Annotated in this window: 15 protein-coding genes and 1 pseudogene; 8 read left to right on the top strand and 8 right to left on the bottom strand. The window is 69.6% G+C overall.

The features are described from left to right. Window positions 1–404, bottom strand: a 404-nt coding sequence (locus FJV41_RS41965; RefSeq protein WP_141648243.1) for a YybH family protein, incomplete at its 3' end; no start/stop codon positions are given. 275 nt (window positions 405–679) lie between these two features. On the opposite strand from FJV41_RS41965, the gene FJV41_RS41960 reads away from it, so the two are divergent. Continuing rightward, window positions 680–1765 carry an aldo/keto reductase gene (locus FJV41_RS41960; RefSeq protein WP_141648242.1) on the top strand — a complete coding sequence of 362 codons (1086 nt, stop codon included), beginning with the start codon at window positions 680–682 and terminating at the stop codon, window positions 1763–1765. Between the two features lie 312 nt (window positions 1766–2077). Beyond that, entirely contained in the window at window positions 2078–3937 is a 1860-nt protein-coding gene (locus tag FJV41_RS41955) for an AgmX/PglI C-terminal domain-containing protein (RefSeq protein ID WP_220137941.1), read from the top strand. Window positions 3938–3956: 19 nt separating this feature from the next. Here the strand turns inward: FJV41_RS41955 and FJV41_RS41950 are convergent, their stop codons facing one another. Beyond that, window positions 3957–5381: an MATE family efflux transporter gene (locus tag FJV41_RS41950; RefSeq protein ID WP_141648240.1), complete on the bottom strand. Its 1425-nt coding sequence runs from the start codon at window positions 5379–5381 to the stop codon at window positions 3957–3959. Window positions 5382–5589: 208 nt separating this feature from the next. Here FJV41_RS41950 and FJV41_RS41945 point away from each other — a divergent pair, with 208 nt between their 5' ends. After that, window positions 5590–5922 (top strand): hypothetical protein, encoded by a 333-nt coding sequence (locus tag FJV41_RS41945; RefSeq protein ID WP_141648239.1) that lies wholly within the window; start codon window positions 5590–5592, stop codon window positions 5920–5922. On the opposite strand, the gene pdxA is transcribed toward FJV41_RS41945, so the two are convergent. From pdxA to FJV41_RS41920, 5 genes are all read right to left on the bottom strand, one after another. Next, the gene (gene pdxA / locus FJV41_RS41940; RefSeq protein WP_141648238.1) at window positions 5846–6871 is read right to left on the bottom strand and encodes a 4-hydroxythreonine-4-phosphate dehydrogenase PdxA; all 1026 of its coding nucleotides are present in this window, start codon (window positions 6869–6871) and stop codon (window positions 5846–5848) included. The two genes, FJV41_RS41945 and pdxA, sit on opposite strands and share 77 nt — an antisense overlap. Window positions 6872–6904: 33 nt before the next feature. Further along, the gene (locus FJV41_RS41935) at window positions 6905–7873 is read right to left on the bottom strand and encodes a peptidylprolyl isomerase (protein ID WP_174456957.1); all 969 of its coding nucleotides are present in this window, start codon (window positions 7871–7873) and stop codon (window positions 6905–6907) included. Window positions 7874–7934: 61 nt separating this feature from the next. Next, a complete protein-coding gene (locus FJV41_RS41930; RefSeq protein WP_141648236.1) occupies window positions 7935–8924 on the bottom strand; it encodes a peptidylprolyl isomerase in 990 nt (329 codons plus the stop codon). Window positions 8925–8998: 74 nt separating this feature from the next. Continuing rightward, window positions 8999–10006 (bottom strand): peptidylprolyl isomerase, encoded by a 1008-nt coding sequence (locus FJV41_RS41925; protein WP_141648235.1) that lies wholly within the window; start codon window positions 10004–10006, stop codon window positions 8999–9001. A gap of 70 nt (window positions 10007–10076) precedes the next feature. After that, window positions 10077–11096 (bottom strand): alpha/beta fold hydrolase, encoded by a 1020-nt coding sequence (locus FJV41_RS41920; RefSeq protein WP_141648244.1) that lies wholly within the window; start codon window positions 11094–11096, stop codon window positions 10077–10079. Between the two features lie 146 nt (window positions 11097–11242). Here FJV41_RS41920 and FJV41_RS41915 point away from each other — a divergent pair, with 146 nt between their 5' ends. The 3 genes from FJV41_RS41915 to FJV41_RS41905 all read left to right on the top strand — a co-directional run bounded on the left by FJV41_RS41915 (window position 11243) and on the right by FJV41_RS41905 (window position 12418). Next, on the top strand, window positions 11243–11554 hold the full coding sequence (locus tag FJV41_RS41915; RefSeq protein WP_141648234.1) for a CBS domain-containing protein: 312 nt from the start codon (window positions 11243–11245) through the stop codon (window positions 11552–11554). A gap of 29 nt (window positions 11555–11583) precedes the next feature. Then, window positions 11584–11880 carry a GIY-YIG nuclease family protein gene (locus FJV41_RS41910; RefSeq protein WP_141648233.1) on the top strand — a complete coding sequence of 99 codons (297 nt, stop codon included), beginning with the start codon at window positions 11584–11586 and terminating at the stop codon, window positions 11878–11880. Window positions 11881–12046: 166 nt separating this feature from the next. Continuing rightward, window positions 12047–12418, top strand: coding sequence for a hypothetical protein (locus tag FJV41_RS41905; protein ID WP_174456955.1), 372 nt, complete (start codon window positions 12047–12049; stop codon window positions 12416–12418). Window positions 12419–12436: 18 nt separating this feature from the next. Here the strand turns inward: FJV41_RS41905 and FJV41_RS41900 are convergent, their stop codons facing one another. Next, entirely contained in the window at window positions 12437–12754 is a 318-nt protein-coding gene (locus FJV41_RS41900) for a hypothetical protein (RefSeq protein WP_141648232.1), read from the bottom strand. An 88-nt stretch (window positions 12755–12842) separates the two neighbouring features. Between FJV41_RS41900 and FJV41_RS41895 the strand changes: the two genes are divergently transcribed. Next, window positions 12843–13124, top strand: coding sequence for a hypothetical protein (locus FJV41_RS41895; RefSeq protein ID WP_141648231.1), 282 nt, complete (start codon window positions 12843–12845; stop codon window positions 13122–13124). Between the two features lie 43 nt (window positions 13125–13167). Further along, window positions 13168–13457: pseudogene (locus FJV41_RS41890) on the top strand (hypothetical protein); the annotation flags it as partial.

Below are 13457 nucleotides of genomic sequence, written 5' to 3'. Positions count from 1 at the left end.
GCCTGGGTGGGCGGTGCGGGGAGGCTGTGCGCGAGGACGACCCACCAGCGGCCCTCGCGACGCTGGCACACGTCGGTGAAGTGCCCCACGTCGGAGACTTCGGTTCCATCGGGCAGTCGCACGCGGGCCCGCTGGGTGCCGGTGAGTACGCCGGTGTCGCCGAAGATGTGCGCGCGCACCGTCTCGGTTTCGACAGAGAGGAGGGTGCCGGGGATGGCGGCGATGTTGGCGAGGAACGCCGTGCGGTCCGTCTCCACGTCGCCCACGCCGCGAAAGACGAGGTCCTCCGCCATCAAGCCCTTCAGGGCCTGGGTGTCGCGGGCCTGGATGGCGCGGACGATGGACTCCTCGAGTGCCAGGAGGGCGCGGACGTCCTCCGTCTGGGAGGGGGTGTGGGGCGTCATGGGCGGTGGGCTCCTGAGGGCGCCAGGGTCGCGAGCACAGGCGGTCATCAGCGCGACGAGGGCGATGAAGGCGTGGCGTGGGGACACGGGCCGCGTTTGAGCATGTTCTTCCGGGGGAAGCCAGACAGAGGCGTTTGCTGTTCGTCAAACGCCTCGCGTCCGAGTGGCGGCGGCTCCCATGGACGCGTTAGTCCACGCCCCCCTGCCCGCGTCTGCGCGTCGAGACTCCACCTCCGGCGGTGAGGGATGCCTTCGTCTTCCCTTGGGAGTCCTCCATGTCACTGAATGAGTACGTCACGCTGGGCCGTTCGGGTCTGCGGGTCAGCCCGCTGTGTCTGGGCACGATGACCTTCGGTACCGACCTGGGTTGGGGCAGCAGCGTCGAGGCGTCGAATGCCATCCTGGACCGCTTCCTCGAGCGGGGCGGCAACTTCCTCGACACGGCGAATGCATACACGCGGGGGCACTCGGAGAAAATCATCGGTGACCACCTGGGCCGGTATCCGAGCAGGCGGGACAGGGTGGTGATTGCGACCAAGTTCTTCAGCAGCCTCTTCCCGGGGGACCCGAATGGTGGTGGCGCGGGACGCAAGTCGTTGATGGCGCAGTGCGAGGAGTCGCTGCGCCGACTCCAGACGAGCTACATCGACCTGTACTGGATGCACTGCTGGGATGTGAATACGCCCATCGAGGAGACGATGCGCGGGCTCGACGACCTGGTGCGCTCCGGGAAGGTCCGTTACATCGGTATCTCGGATACACCGGCCTGGAAGGTGGCGCAGGCGCAGGTGACGGCGCACTTCCGGGGCTGGGCTCCGCTGGTGGCGTTGCAAATCGAGTACTCGTTGTTGGAGCGGACGGTGGAGGGGGAGCTGGTGCCCATGGCTCGGGAGCTGGGGTTGGGGGTGACGCCGTGGTCGCCGCTGAAGAGTGGCGTGCTCAGTGGAAAGTACACGCGGGAGAACGCGGGGAAGGTGAAGGCGGACCGGGGGGCGTGGGCGGAGAACTCGCTGACGGAGAAGACGTACAAGCTCATCGACGTGCTTCAGCGCATAGCGAAAGAGCAGGGCACCACGGTGGCGCGTGTGGCGCTGGCGTGGGTGCAGGGGCGGCCCGGTGTGACGTCCACCATCCTGGGTGCGCGCACGCTGGAGCAGCTCGACAACAACCTGGGTGCGCTGGAGGTGACGCTGAAGCCGGAGCAGGTGAAGGCGTTGGATGACGCGTCCAAGCCGACGCTCGATTTCCCGGCGGAGTTCCTTCAGGGCGCGCCCACGTTCATGCACGGCGGAGTTTCAGTGAACGGTGTCCCCGCGCCCGCGTGGCCCATGGCTCCGAAGTCCGACGAGGAGCGCTGGTAGTCGCTGGAGCGGGTGTGTTCGCGCGCGTGCTCGACGTGGGCCGCGCGCGTTGTCGCTGGTGAGGTGGCCACGCGTCGTGCGGTGTCGGTGCGCAGGCGTGGCGCGGCGCCGTATTTCGCGCGTGAGCGGTGAGACAGCGGACAGCGAACGCGTGCCACGGCGAAGAAACGTCTTGCGCGAGACAGTCACGCTGGCGTGAGCGGGACGCGTCCCTACGTTGCGAGCCCTGGCGCGGGAATGGCTGCGCGGTTGAGGGGAGGGTGTGTGGGCGAGCTTCTGTCAGGAGGCGACGAACAGTTCCGTACGCGGGGCATGAATCATCCCGAGGCGAATGGCTGTGAGCACGAGCAGTCGGGTGAGGCACTGAGTGTGACGGAGGCGCTGGACTGCGACCTCGACGCATATCTGGACCGAGAGCTCGCCATGGAGCCGGAAGTCGACGGCGACGGTGATGCAGCGCTCACGCCCACGCGCGAAGCCGCGGAGGACATGCGCGCGCTGCTGGACCTCGCGGAAGAGGAGACGCGGTGGATCTCCGAGTCGCCTCGGCCCGCGTTCTCCGACGCGGAGCCTGGTGAGTCCGTGTCCGAGTCCGCGCCCGTGGTGATTCCGGAGTGGATGCGCGCGAATCCGGAGGTGCCAGTCGCGGAGGCGGTGCGTCTGCCGTGGGGGCACTCCAAGGTGGTTCCGGTCAAGACGGCTCGCGGTGGTTCGTCCACGCAGGCGACGCCGCGGAAGAACACCGTGAGCGAGGTGCAGGGTCCGCTCAATCTTCAGCAGCAACCCTGGGGTATTCCCATGGTCCCGCCCGCGCAGCAGTGGAGCGGCCCGATGGCGCCCGGGCCGCAGCACGCCTGGGACGGCTCCATGGCGCCAGGACAGCAGCACGCCTGGGGTGGCCCCGTGGCGGCGCCGACGGCGTCGAGTCGCGGCCGCGACGTGGTGTCTGGCGTCCTGCTCGGCGTCGCGGCGGTGGGCGTGGTCGCGGCGGGCATGCTCGTGGTCGCGAGCGTGCGCTTCTGGGAGCAAGGCGCGAGTTCTCCTTCGGTGAATGGCGTCGCGGGCACCTCGGCGCATCAGGGCGCATTGGGTGCTTCGGCGCGGCCAGGTGTGGCGGCGGGTTCGGACGGCAGAGGCGGCTCCGTGGGCCAACTCAACCGCGAGGACAACTCGGGCGCGCTGGTGGGCGCGAGCGCCTCGGGCCAGCTCAACGGCGTGGGCAACGCAGGCGCGCTGGTCGGCGCGAACGTCTCGGGCCAGCTCAACGGCGCGAGCGCTTCGTGGCAGTTCGGCCAGACGGGTCCTTCGGTTGCAATCGGGTACTGGGCCATTCCTGGCCTCACGGCGGGCACGGCCTTCCCGGGTGTGGCCGATACCAACGCGATGAACCCCGTCGCCCCTCGGTACATGGGCCCCTACGTCTGGGCCCCTCCCGGAAGCATCAGCGACATCGCGAACGGGCTGCACGCGCAAGGCGCGTCGACGGACCCGGCTCGCGCCCTCACGTCCTTCTCGGGCCCGAGCGGCGCGGACCTGATGGCCCGCCGTGACACCCTGGCCGTGAAGTCCGGCGAGCGGAGCATCCGAACCGAGAGCGCGCCCACGACTCGCGCTCCCGTGAGCACGACTCCCACCCAGAGTGTCGCGGAGTCCTCCTCGGGCGCGGTGATGGAGATGACCTTCGAGGAGCCCGACTCCGACGAGCAGACGACCTCCGCTCCGGCGGACACCACGGACGACCCCGATGGCGCGACCAGCACCGAGTCGGAGCTGGACGAGGAGTTCGCGCGAGAGCTCGGCTTCACTGAAGACGGCGAGGAGCGCGCCGCCTCCGAGTCCACCGTCGCGCGGACCGTGTACGTCCCGCCCGCGCTCGACGCGAAGGAGCACCTCACGCCCGAGGACGTGAAGCAGGTGGTGGTCTCCAATCAGCCCGCCATCACCGCGTGCCTGCGCCAGCATGCCGCGGACACGTCGGTGCAGAAGGACGGGCGCTTCGTGGTGCGCTGGTCCGTGTTGCCGAGCGGTGAGGCGACGAGCGTCGCCATGGACACGCAGGCGCTGCGCGCCACGCCGCTCGCCGGCTGCATCGAGGGCGTGGTGCGCGGCTGGAAGTTCCCCGTGCACACGGTCCGCATGCAGGAGCCCATCCGCTTCCCGTTCGTCTTCTAGCCCAAGGGGGCGAGGCCGCTCAGGCCTCGCCTGTCTCGTGTCCGAAGACGTCGCCCGGGTTGGGCGTGGTGGGGCCCTCGGGCGCCTTCTTGACCAGGGGGCGCCGCCACCGGCCGGAGAAGTAGTAGGCCATGCTGACCACCAGCGACACGCCGAAGCTCAAGGCCATCGCAATCCACACACCCGTCACGCTGCCCATGCGGCGCGACAGCCAGTACGCCACCGGCACCCGCACCACCCAGAGGCTCACCAGCGAGAAAATCGTCGTCATCAACGTGCGTCCCGCGCCGTTGATGATGCCGTTGCTCACGAAGATGAGCGCGAACAGGACGTACGTCCCTCCCACGATGTGCAGGTACGTGACGCCCGGCCCGATGACCGCCGGGTCCGACACGAAGATGCGCAGCAGCGCCTCCGGGAATGACACGGCCACCGCCGAGATGACCAGGGTGATGCCTCCGCTGAACAGGCACCCCCACTTGAAGATCTCCTGCACGCGGTCGTAACGGCCCGCCCCCAGGTTCTGTCCGGCCAGCGTGGACACGGCCATGCCGAACGTCATCGCTGGCATGAAGGCAATCTGGTCGATGCGCGAGGCCGCGCCGAACGCCGCCGTGGACACCTCGCCGAAGCCGTTGACCAGTCCCGTCACGAACACCATGCCGATGGACACGAGCGACTGCTGCACAGCGGCCGGCACGCCGATGCGCAGCGTCTTCCAGGTGGTGGGCCCCAGGTGCGCCAGCCGTGGCCTGCGCGGCGCGACGGGGACATCCTTCATGCGCAGATAGATGAGCAGCGTGATGAGCGCCAACAGCTGCGACACCACCGTGGCCCAGGCCGTGCCGTTCAATCCCAGCTTGGGCAACCCGAGCCAGCCGAACATCAGCACCGGGTCCAGCACCGTGGTGAGCAGGACGGAGCCCGCCTGGAAATACAGCGGCGTCTTCGAGTCACCCACGCCCTGCAGCAGGCTGCGCGTGAGGAACAAGCCGAAGCCCAGGGGCATCGACAACAGGAAGATGCGCAGGTAGCTGACGGACTCCGCATGGATTTCCGGCGGCGTGTCCATCAGCGTGAGGATGGTTGGCGCCAGCCACTCGCCCAGCAGCGTGAGCACCACGCCCAGCGAGTAGATGAGCACCGTGGAGCTGTCGACCACCTTGCGCAGCTCGTCCATCCTCCGGGCGCCGTAGTTCTGCGACACCAGGATGCTCGTCGCCATGGTGAGGCCCATGCCGATGGAGAACAGGACGAAGACGACGGGGAAACTCACCGTCACCACCGCCAGCGCCTCGGTGCCCAGGAACCGGCCCACCCAGATGGCGTTGATGAAGCTGTATGCCGTTTGAAGGAAGCTCCCCATCAACATCGGGATGGAGAAGGCCACCAGGTGTCGGGGGATGCTGCCTGTCGTCAGGTCTCTGCCGAAAGGCGCCTTCATGACCTGCGACTCGTGTTTCTGATTCCCATCGAAAAGTCCCTCAAGGTCGGCCCTCACCCGTGCATGGGCCGTGGAAGGAACTCGCCAGGAACCTGAGGTTCAACGCGGATCCAGGAGGGTGACGTCGTCTTTCCGGGTGTGGGCGCCCCTCGGCACCCGCGCTCCAGCTTACGGCGGCGGAGTCTCATCCGCCTTATGTTTCCAGGCGATGCGCACACCCCCTCCACCCGAGGCCGCACCGGACTCCCAGCCGACCGAGCTGCACGTCTGCCACAACTGCTCGGTGCGCCTGGACCCTCGCCTGGGGGGCGTGGATCTGCCGCGCCGCATCCGGGAAGCCGTGGCCGCTCGGGGCCTCGGGCCCAGCACCCGCGTGTTCTCCTCGGGTTGTCTGGGCGAATGCCCGCTCGACAAGGTCAGCGTGCTGGTGATTCCCCCGAGCGGCGTGGGCTCCGAGGTGAAGCTCATCGACGCGGAGAAGGACGGCGAGGACCTGGCCGACCACCTCGCGCGGGAGGCCGAGCGAGCTGCGCGGCCTTGAGCAGCGCCTCCGCCATGGGCACGCAGCTCGCCTGCCCCTTGCCGGCAATCGCGTAGGCCGTGCCGTGGTCCGGCGAGGTGCGCGGCACCGGCAGTCCCAGCGTCACGTTGACGGTGCGCTCGAAGTCGAGCGCCTTCGCGGGGATGAGTCCCTGGTCGTGGTACATCGCCAGCACCGCGTCGTACCGCGCGCCCACTTCATCGGGTCTCGCGAAGAGGCCGTCCGCCGGAATCGGCCCGTGTGCATCGACCTTCGCCGCGCGTGCCTTGCGGATGGCGGGGCCAATCACCTCCACCTCCTCGCGCCCCAGCAGGCCCCCTTCGCCCGCGTGCGGATTCAGCCCGAGCACGGCGATGCGAGGCCTGCGTCCCACCACCACGGGCGCGAGGCTGCGTGACAAGAGCTTGAGCTGCGCGGTGAGGCCCTCCACGGTGAGCAGCTTCGACAGCGCGGAGATGGGGACGTGGTTGGTGGCCAGGGCGATGCGCACGCGCGGCCCGTCCATCATCATCATGACGTCCACGCCGAAGGCCTCCGCCAGCACCTCCGTGTGGCCCATGAAGGGAATGCCCGCGCGTGAAATCCCCTCCTTGGACACCGGCGCCGTGCACAGCGCGTCCACGTGTCCCGCGCGCATGGCGTCAATCGCCGCCGTCACGTACGCGTACTGCGCGCGTCCGCCCTCGCGCGAGGGCTTGCCCGGGACGCGGTCCCTGGCCGCCAGCTGAGTCACCACCACGACGGTGGGGGACTCGACGCGGCCCAGGGCGGAGGGCTCCACGCGCGCATGGCGGCGGAAGAAGGGGAAGCGCTCCAGCGTGGGCCCATCCCCGAAGACGACGGGGATGAGCGCGCGACGCACGGCGGGGAGTGCCAGGGCCGCGGCCGTCACCTCCGGCCCGATGCCCGACACATCACCCAGGGAGATACCGACGAGGGGGAGGCTCACGGTGGCGAGCATCCCCCGCGTGGGGACGACAGGCTACATCTTCACGTCGATGCTGGCCTTCTGCTTCAGCTCCGTGACGTACTGGTCCAGGAACTTGTCCGTCTTCTCCTGGAGCAGCTTCCCCTCCAGCTTCGGACGCATCTCCTCGTAGGTCGTCGCGGCGACGGAGCGGCGCTCCTCCACCTTCAGGATGTGCCAGCCGAAGTTGGTGCGCACCGGCTCGCTGACGTCGCCATCCTTGAGGTTGAAGGCGACCTTCTCGAACGCCTGCACCATGACGCCGCGCTTGAACCAGCCCAAATCTCCGCCGTCCGCGGCGCTGGGGCCCTCGCTGCGCGCGCGCGCCAGGGCGGAGAAGTCCATGCCCTCGCGACGGGCCTCCTGGGCAATGCCCTCCGCCTTCTTGCGCGCGGCGGCCACCTGCTCCTCGGTGGCCTTCGGGTCCACGGCGACCAGGATGTGGCGCGCGTGGACTTCCATGTCCTCGCTCTCCGCGCGGGCATACTGGTTGTAGGCGGCCTTGAGGTCCTCCTCGGTGACCTTCACCTTGGGGCCCACCTTCATGCGCAGGAGCCGGTCCCGGAGGATGCGCTTGCGCAGCATGTCCCGGTACGTGGTCATCGTCAGGCCCTCGGCGACGAGCACCTGCTCGAACTGCGCCGGGTCCGTGATGTTGTTCTGCTTGCGCACGTCATTGACGAGCTCGTCCACCTCGCCCTCGGTCGCGGAGATGCCCATCTCCGTGATTTCGGCCTCCATCAGCTTCTCGCCGATGAGGGTGTCGAGCGCCGTCTTCATGAGCTGCGCGCGCTGCTCGGCGCGCTTGCGCGGGTCGGGGTCATTGAGGCGCGACACCTCCGGCGCCGCGCGCTGCTGAACCTCCGACAGTGCGATGACGTCGCGGTTCACCACCGCCGCCACCTTGTCCACCAGCTCCGCGCGCGCCGACGTGGCGCCCCCCAGGAGCGCCGCCGCAGCGACGAATGCCACCAGCTTCTTCATTCCGTGCATCCTTCCGCACCACACCGGGCCCGTCCAACAGTCCGCCGTGCCCACGATTCCGTCACTTCGCTGCCTGCGGGAGTGCCGCGGGCTGTCCGCGGATGGCCTGCAGCGTGGTCTCATTCACCTGGACCTGCGCCTTGTCCCGCAGTTCCTTCTCGAAGGCGTCCTGCGCCTCCGTGCGCTTCTGCTCCATCAACTTCGCTTCCACCCACTGACGCGCCTCGGCGAAGTCCCGCTTCCGCGCGGGCTTGCGCTCCAGCACCTTGAACAGGTGGTAGCCGTACTCGGTGGACACCACGTCCGAAACCTGCCCGACCCCGAGCTTGAATACCACTTCGTCGAAGGCGGGCGGCATCTGTCCTCGGGGGAAGAACCCCAGGTCGCCCCCCACCTTGGCGTCCGCGCTCAGCGAGTACCTGCGCGCCAGGTCCGAGAACTTCTTGCCCGACTTGAGCTGCGTCTGGAGCCGCCGGGCCTCATCCAGGCCCTTCACCACGATTTGAGCGGCGTGCACCTGCTCGCTCTCGTTCAGCTCGGCCTCGTGCGCCGCGTAGTACGCGCGCAGCTCCTCCTCCGTCACCCCCACGCGGGCGTAGACGTGGCTGGCGAAGAGCTTTTCGATGGTCAGCCGGCTGGCCTCGCGCGCGCGCAGCTCCGACATGGACAGCTGGCCCTGGGCGAGCACCTCGTTGAAGTTGCCCGCCGGGTAGTCGCCCGACAGCCGCAGCACGCCCCGGTCCACCTCTTCCGGGGTGACGGTGACGTTGTTCTTCCGCGCCGCCTGGAGCAGCAGCATCCGGTGGATGTACGTGTCCAGCAGCGTGCGCTTGAAGGGCTCGATTTCCTCCGGCGTGCGCTGGGAGGCCTCCGTGGAGGCCAGCTCCCGGCCCAGCTCCTGCTCGAAGTCCACGCGGGAGAGGACCTCGCCATTCACGGTGGCCACCACCGTGTCGTCGGGCGTCAGTTTGACGGGCGTGTTGCACCCCTGACTCAGCGCCAGGGCGAGCACCAGGGACAGCAGGGGAGCGCGGGTGGGAGAAAGACGCATGCGCGGAGTCCTGGGGGAAGGGTGGGGGCGACTCCCAAAGGTGGGGATGGCCCCCCAAGCTGGCAAGCGGGCCCTCATGGCGCGGGCACCGTACCCGGCAGCGGGCTCGACGGCTTGCGCATGGGGGCCTGGACGTCCACTGGCACCTGGGCCAGCGCGTCCGTGTCGACCGACAGCGACAACTGCTTCTCCACGCGCGCCAGGTACTCGCCCCACGCGCGGGTGCGCTTCTCGCCTTCCAGGCGCACGCGCAGCTCCTCGCGCACGTCGTCCAGCGAGAGGTCCAGCGCGGGCCTGCGCGCGCGCAGCTTGAGCACGTGGAGCCCCGTGTCGGTCCGCACCACGCCGCTCACTTCGCCCTCGGTCTTCAGGGCGCGAGCGGCCTGGGCGACCTCGGCTCCGTACTCGCGCGTGAGCGCCTCGTCGGAGAGAAAGCGCATGTCGCCATCCAGCGGCGCGGTGCGCGGCTCCTGGCTGCGCTCGCGCGCCAGCTTTCCGAAGCCTCCGAAGTCCTCCGCCGGAAGCGCCTTCGCCTGGGCGAGCAGGGCCTGTGCCTCACCCTTCGCGGCGCTCTCCCGGGCGGCATCGGCCCGCGGCGCGGCGAGGAAGACATGGGACAGGCGCAGGGCCTCCGGGCGCACGAAGTCGTCCTTGCGCGCGGCATAGGCTTCCGCCAGCTCCGCGTCGGTGACAGTCACTCGCGCCTCTTCCAGTCGCGAGCGCATCAGCCGGCCCACCAGCGCGCGCCGCGTGGCCTCCACCACCTCGGGGTCGTCCTGGAGTCCCTGGGCGAGCGCGTCGCGCACCAGCAAATCAAACCGGGCCAGCGACTCCACGTACTCACGCCGGGCGCGGGGCTCCACGTAGCGCTCGCGCAGCGCGGGGCTCATCTCCAGGAAGCGCTCGGTCAGCTCCTCCGCCGTCACGGCATCGCCGCTCCAGCGCGCCACCGCCCGTCCGTCCGTCCGTCGCGTGTGGCGCAGGTCCATCACCGCCTGCCCGGCGGGCACCTCGCCCGGGGCCTTCCCGCACGCGGCGGGCGCCAGCAGGGCGAGGGTGAGGAGGCGGGGGGACAGACTCATGGGGAGGGGCTTCCGGGTAGCACGCCAAGGGGGCCCGGACAACCCGGAGTCCCGTCGCCTGTGTGCCGTCTCACGGCCGGGTGGCGTGCGCGGAGAGGAACGCCTCCACCAGGGGGAAGATTTCGTCCGGTGCCCGGCGGCCCAGCACCAGGTCGGCATGCCCGTAGTCCGCGCCGAAGCCGTGCCCTCGCCCGGCCACGAGGAACTTCACCGGGCCCCCCAGCGCCTCCTTCGCCCGCGCCACCGACATGGGCGGGGCCAGGAGGTCCTTGCTGCCCGCCAGGAGCAGGACGGGAATCTTCACCCCCGCCAGCGACTCGCGGTAGTCGAAGCCCCCGTCGTACGTGGTGAAGCGGTTGGTGGAAATCCAGCGGGCGAACTGGCGGCCCACGCCGCCGGAGATGTTGGCCGGCACGTTGGCCAGCGCGCGCCGCACGACCTCCGGCTCCATGTTCTCCGCCAGCATCATGTACCGGCTCAGCGGGCCCGGCGGCGCGCCCAGCAGCGCGATGCTGGTGACTCGGCCGGTGGGGATGACCTTCAGCCGCAGGAGCGGCTCCACGCGCTGGATGAAGGTGCGAAGCCCCGGTTGCACCGCGAAGGTGAAGGGGCTGCCCAGAATCGCCGCGGCCCGCACCGGGGCCTGCGGGTTCTTGGCCAGGTGGGCGTACAGCGTGAGGCCGCCCTTGGAATGCCCCACCCAGAGCACTTCCTTCGCCCCCGTGGACACCACGGTGCGCAGGGCGGTGCGCACGTCGTGCTCCGCCTGGTCGTCGAAGTTGAAGTCCGAGCAGTCGCCCGCCAGCCCCCGCCCGCGCAGCTCCAGCACCCACGTCTCGAAGCCCGCCCGCGCCAGGTAGCGCGCCATGCTGTAGTGCTCGTCGAAGTCCAGGTGGAAGCGGTTGGCGCCCAGCCCATGGCAGAGGATGACGGGCTCCGCGTACCGGCGCTCTCCCCGAGCGTGGTAGCGCCCCATGGCGATGGCCGCGCCGTCGTCCGTGGGCACCCGGTACAGCTCGTCCGGGCGGAACGTCAGCGTCAGCAACCCCTCTTTTCCCCGGCTCATCGTCCGCGAGAAGAGGTCCGCCATCCGCCCCAGCCGCGCCACCTGTCTCCGTGTCACCCCCCCACTCTAAGCCGGTCCGCCGCCCGTTGCCGTGTCCATTGCTGGGTGGTCATCCCTGCCGGCAGGGCCGTTGCAAGGAGATGTAGGTATAACGGTCCGGAGGAAACTGGATGCGGCAAAACAGGGCAATCAAGGAAGCATTGTCGTCCTTCATCGCCACCGTTTTTCCCACAGACACCCTCCTGCGTGCCCTGAGAGTGATGGAGCGGCACCAGGTGCAGCTGCTGGGCGTGGTGGGTGAAGGGGGAGGCTTGCTGGGGCTGGTGAGTGAGGCGCACATCCTCGCGGCCTGGGGAGATCCGCTGGCGCCCGTGTCGGAGGTCATGGCGCGGGTAGGGCTGCCGGGCGGAAGGAGGCGACTGTCCCTGCGCCTGCCGCGCTTCTGCCTGCGGCGTGGGGGGCGGATGCGTCCGGCGACCTGATGCGGCGGGCAGGCCGTGGGAGCGGTACAATGCCGCCCCCCGTGCCGGACGACCTTCCCCGCTGGACTGTCTACATGCTGCGTTGCCGAGACGGCTCGCTCTACACTGGCGCCACCAATGACCTGGAACGGCGCGTGGCCACTCACGGACGCGGACGCGGCGCGGCCTACACCCGGGCGCGATTGCCCGTCACCCTCGTCTGGAGCGAGGCCGCCGAGGACCGCGGCGCCGCCCTGCGACGGGAGGCCGCAATCAAACGACTCACCCGGGGCGACAAGCTGCTGCTCGTGTCCGCCGCCCGGCCCCCGCGACGCCGCGGACGCTGAGCCGGTTCCCTCGTCATACCGGCGTGCGGGGATGACCGTTGGTGGGCGACCCTTCGCGCCGCCATCTGTCATCATCCTGGAATCCGGGTCTTTTGTGTCGGGTCCCTCGATACCCGAACGCGGTGTCGCGCGTTACCGTGGGACCATTCTTCACAGGGGGCAGTCCATGCTTCGGTCGCTTTCAGGAGTCTTCGCCGCACTGGTCATCTTGGCCCTGGGGTGTGGCCGGGTGGTCAACCATCCACCGGATGTCAGTGCGGGGCCGATTCCGAGCCCGAAGACGGTGGAGCCCGGGGGCGTCGTGCAGCTCGTGTTCGAGGTGCAGGACCCCGATGGTGACGAGATGGAGTACGTCTGGACGCAGAACCCCGCGGAGCCCGCGGGTCACTTCAGCGACTCCCACTCGCGCACCCCGACCTGGACGGCTCCGGAGGGCGTGAAGGAGCCGACGCACTTCCTGCTGCAGGTCAACGTGATGGACAGCGGGGGCGGCGGCGTGCTGGGCACGACGCCTTCCGTGCTGGTGCGCGTGCCGTAGTCGGCCGGGAAGGGCCCTTCAGGGCGCGGTCTGGGACGGTGCGGCCGGAGGCGGCGTCTGGGCCTCCTGCTCGCGGGCCTTCCGGTTGCCGCGGAGGGTGAAGAGGATGCCCAGCGCCAGGAAGGCGGCGGCGCCGATGCCGGCGCCAATGGTCTGCCAGGTGAGCAGGTCCGAGCTGACGTTGCGGACCACCTGGGGCAGGTTGCACATCGTCTGGGTCGCCAGGGGCGTCTCGTTGTACCAGCCGATGAAGTGGGGACCGGCCCAGGACGCGACGAGGATGCCCAGCAGGGTACCCGCGAGGACGAAGTTGAGCAGTGTCTTGGCGGCGTTCATGCGCAATCACCTCGGCAGGGGGACGACAGGCCGTGCTTAGTATGTGCACGACGCCCTGGCCAGGGGTGGAACGTGTTAAGGGGAGGGCGTGCCGCTGCTCCCGCTCGCCATCCTGTCCAGTCTCGTCGCCCTGGTGTGCGCCGCCTTCCTCATCGTCCATGCCTTCCGCCGCAGCGTGGGCACGGGAGTGATGGTGCTGCTCATCCCCTGTTACGCGTTCTTCTACGCGTTCAGCCAGTTCGAGCACCGGCACAAGGGGCTCATCGTCGCGGGCTTCGTGTCCTGCACGGTGCTGTCGGCCGTGTTCCTGGGCCTGGGCTCGCACGCGCTGACGGCGCTGACGGCGCGCGTTCCTCCGCCGGGCTTCTGAGGCGTCGCTTCGCCGTGCGCTCGCCCGACGCCAGGGTGTCGTGGTGACGGTGGAAAGCACGGCCGCCCTGTGCGCGCGCCACGCGGAGGTCTCCGCGGTGGCCACCTGTACGCGCTGCGGAAGCTTCCTGTGCGGGGAGTGCCTGGAACTCTTCGGCGAGTCCGCCTTCTGCGAGCCGTGTGTGTCGTTGCGGCGCAAGGACGGGCCCGCGTCGCGCGCGGCCTGGGGCGCGCTGGGGCTCGGGGTGCTGGGGCTGTTGGTCTTGCCGTGTACCCTGGCGATGCCGCTGCCGCCGCTGGTGGCGGGCGTGGGCAGCGTGGTGCTGGGGATGCG

Source organism: Myxococcus llanfairpwllgwyngyllgogerychwyrndrobwllllantysiliogogogochensis, assembly GCF_006636215.1.
Taxonomy (GTDB): domain Bacteria; phylum Myxococcota; class Myxococcia; order Myxococcales; family Myxococcaceae; genus Myxococcus; species Myxococcus llanfairpwllgwyngyllgogerychwyrndrobwllllantysiliogogogochensis.
The sequence above is the reverse complement of the archived record's forward strand: the minus strand, read 5'-3'. Positions and strand labels throughout refer to the sequence as shown.

Bases quoted from the DNA above. Each gene is read 5' to 3' on its own strand.
- FJV41_RS41935 (WP_174456957.1), bottom strand. From the start codon at position 7,873: ATGAAGAAGCTGGTGGCATTCGTCGCTGCGGCGGCGCTCCTGGGGGGC.
- FJV41_RS41930 (WP_141648236.1), bottom strand. From the start codon at position 8,924: ATGCGTCTTTCTCCCACCCGCGCTCCCCTGCTGTCCCTGGTGCTCGCC.
- FJV41_RS41950 (WP_141648240.1), bottom strand. From the start codon at position 5,381: ATGAAGGCGCCTTTCGGCAGAGACCTGACGACAGGCAGCATCCCCCGA.
- FJV41_RS41905 (WP_174456955.1), top strand. From the start codon at position 12,047: ATGCTTCGGTCGCTTTCAGGAGTCTTCGCCGCACTGGTCATCTTGGCC.
- FJV41_RS41910 (WP_141648233.1), top strand. From the start codon at position 11,584: ATGCCGCCCCCCGTGCCGGACGACCTTCCCCGCTGGACTGTCTACATG.
- FJV41_RS41955 (WP_220137941.1), top strand. From the start codon at position 2,078: ATGAATCATCCCGAGGCGAATGGCTGTGAGCACGAGCAGTCGGGTGAG.
- FJV41_RS41925 (WP_141648235.1), bottom strand. From the start codon at position 10,006: ATGAGTCTGTCCCCCCGCCTCCTCACCCTCGCCCTGCTGGCGCCCGCC.
- FJV41_RS41915 (WP_141648234.1), top strand. From the start codon at position 11,243: ATGCGGCAAAACAGGGCAATCAAGGAAGCATTGTCGTCCTTCATCGCC.
- FJV41_RS41900 (WP_141648232.1), bottom strand. From the start codon at position 12,754: ATGAACGCCGCCAAGACACTGCTCAACTTCGTCCTCGCGGGTACCCTG.
- FJV41_RS41920 (WP_141648244.1), bottom strand. From the start codon at position 11,096: ATGGCGGACCTCTTCTCGCGGACGATGAGCCGGGGAAAAGAGGGGTTG.
- FJV41_RS41960 (WP_141648242.1), top strand. From the start codon at position 680: ATGTCACTGAATGAGTACGTCACGCTGGGCCGTTCGGGTCTGCGGGTC.
- FJV41_RS41945 (WP_141648239.1), top strand. From the start codon at position 5,590: ATGCGCACACCCCCTCCACCCGAGGCCGCACCGGACTCCCAGCCGACC.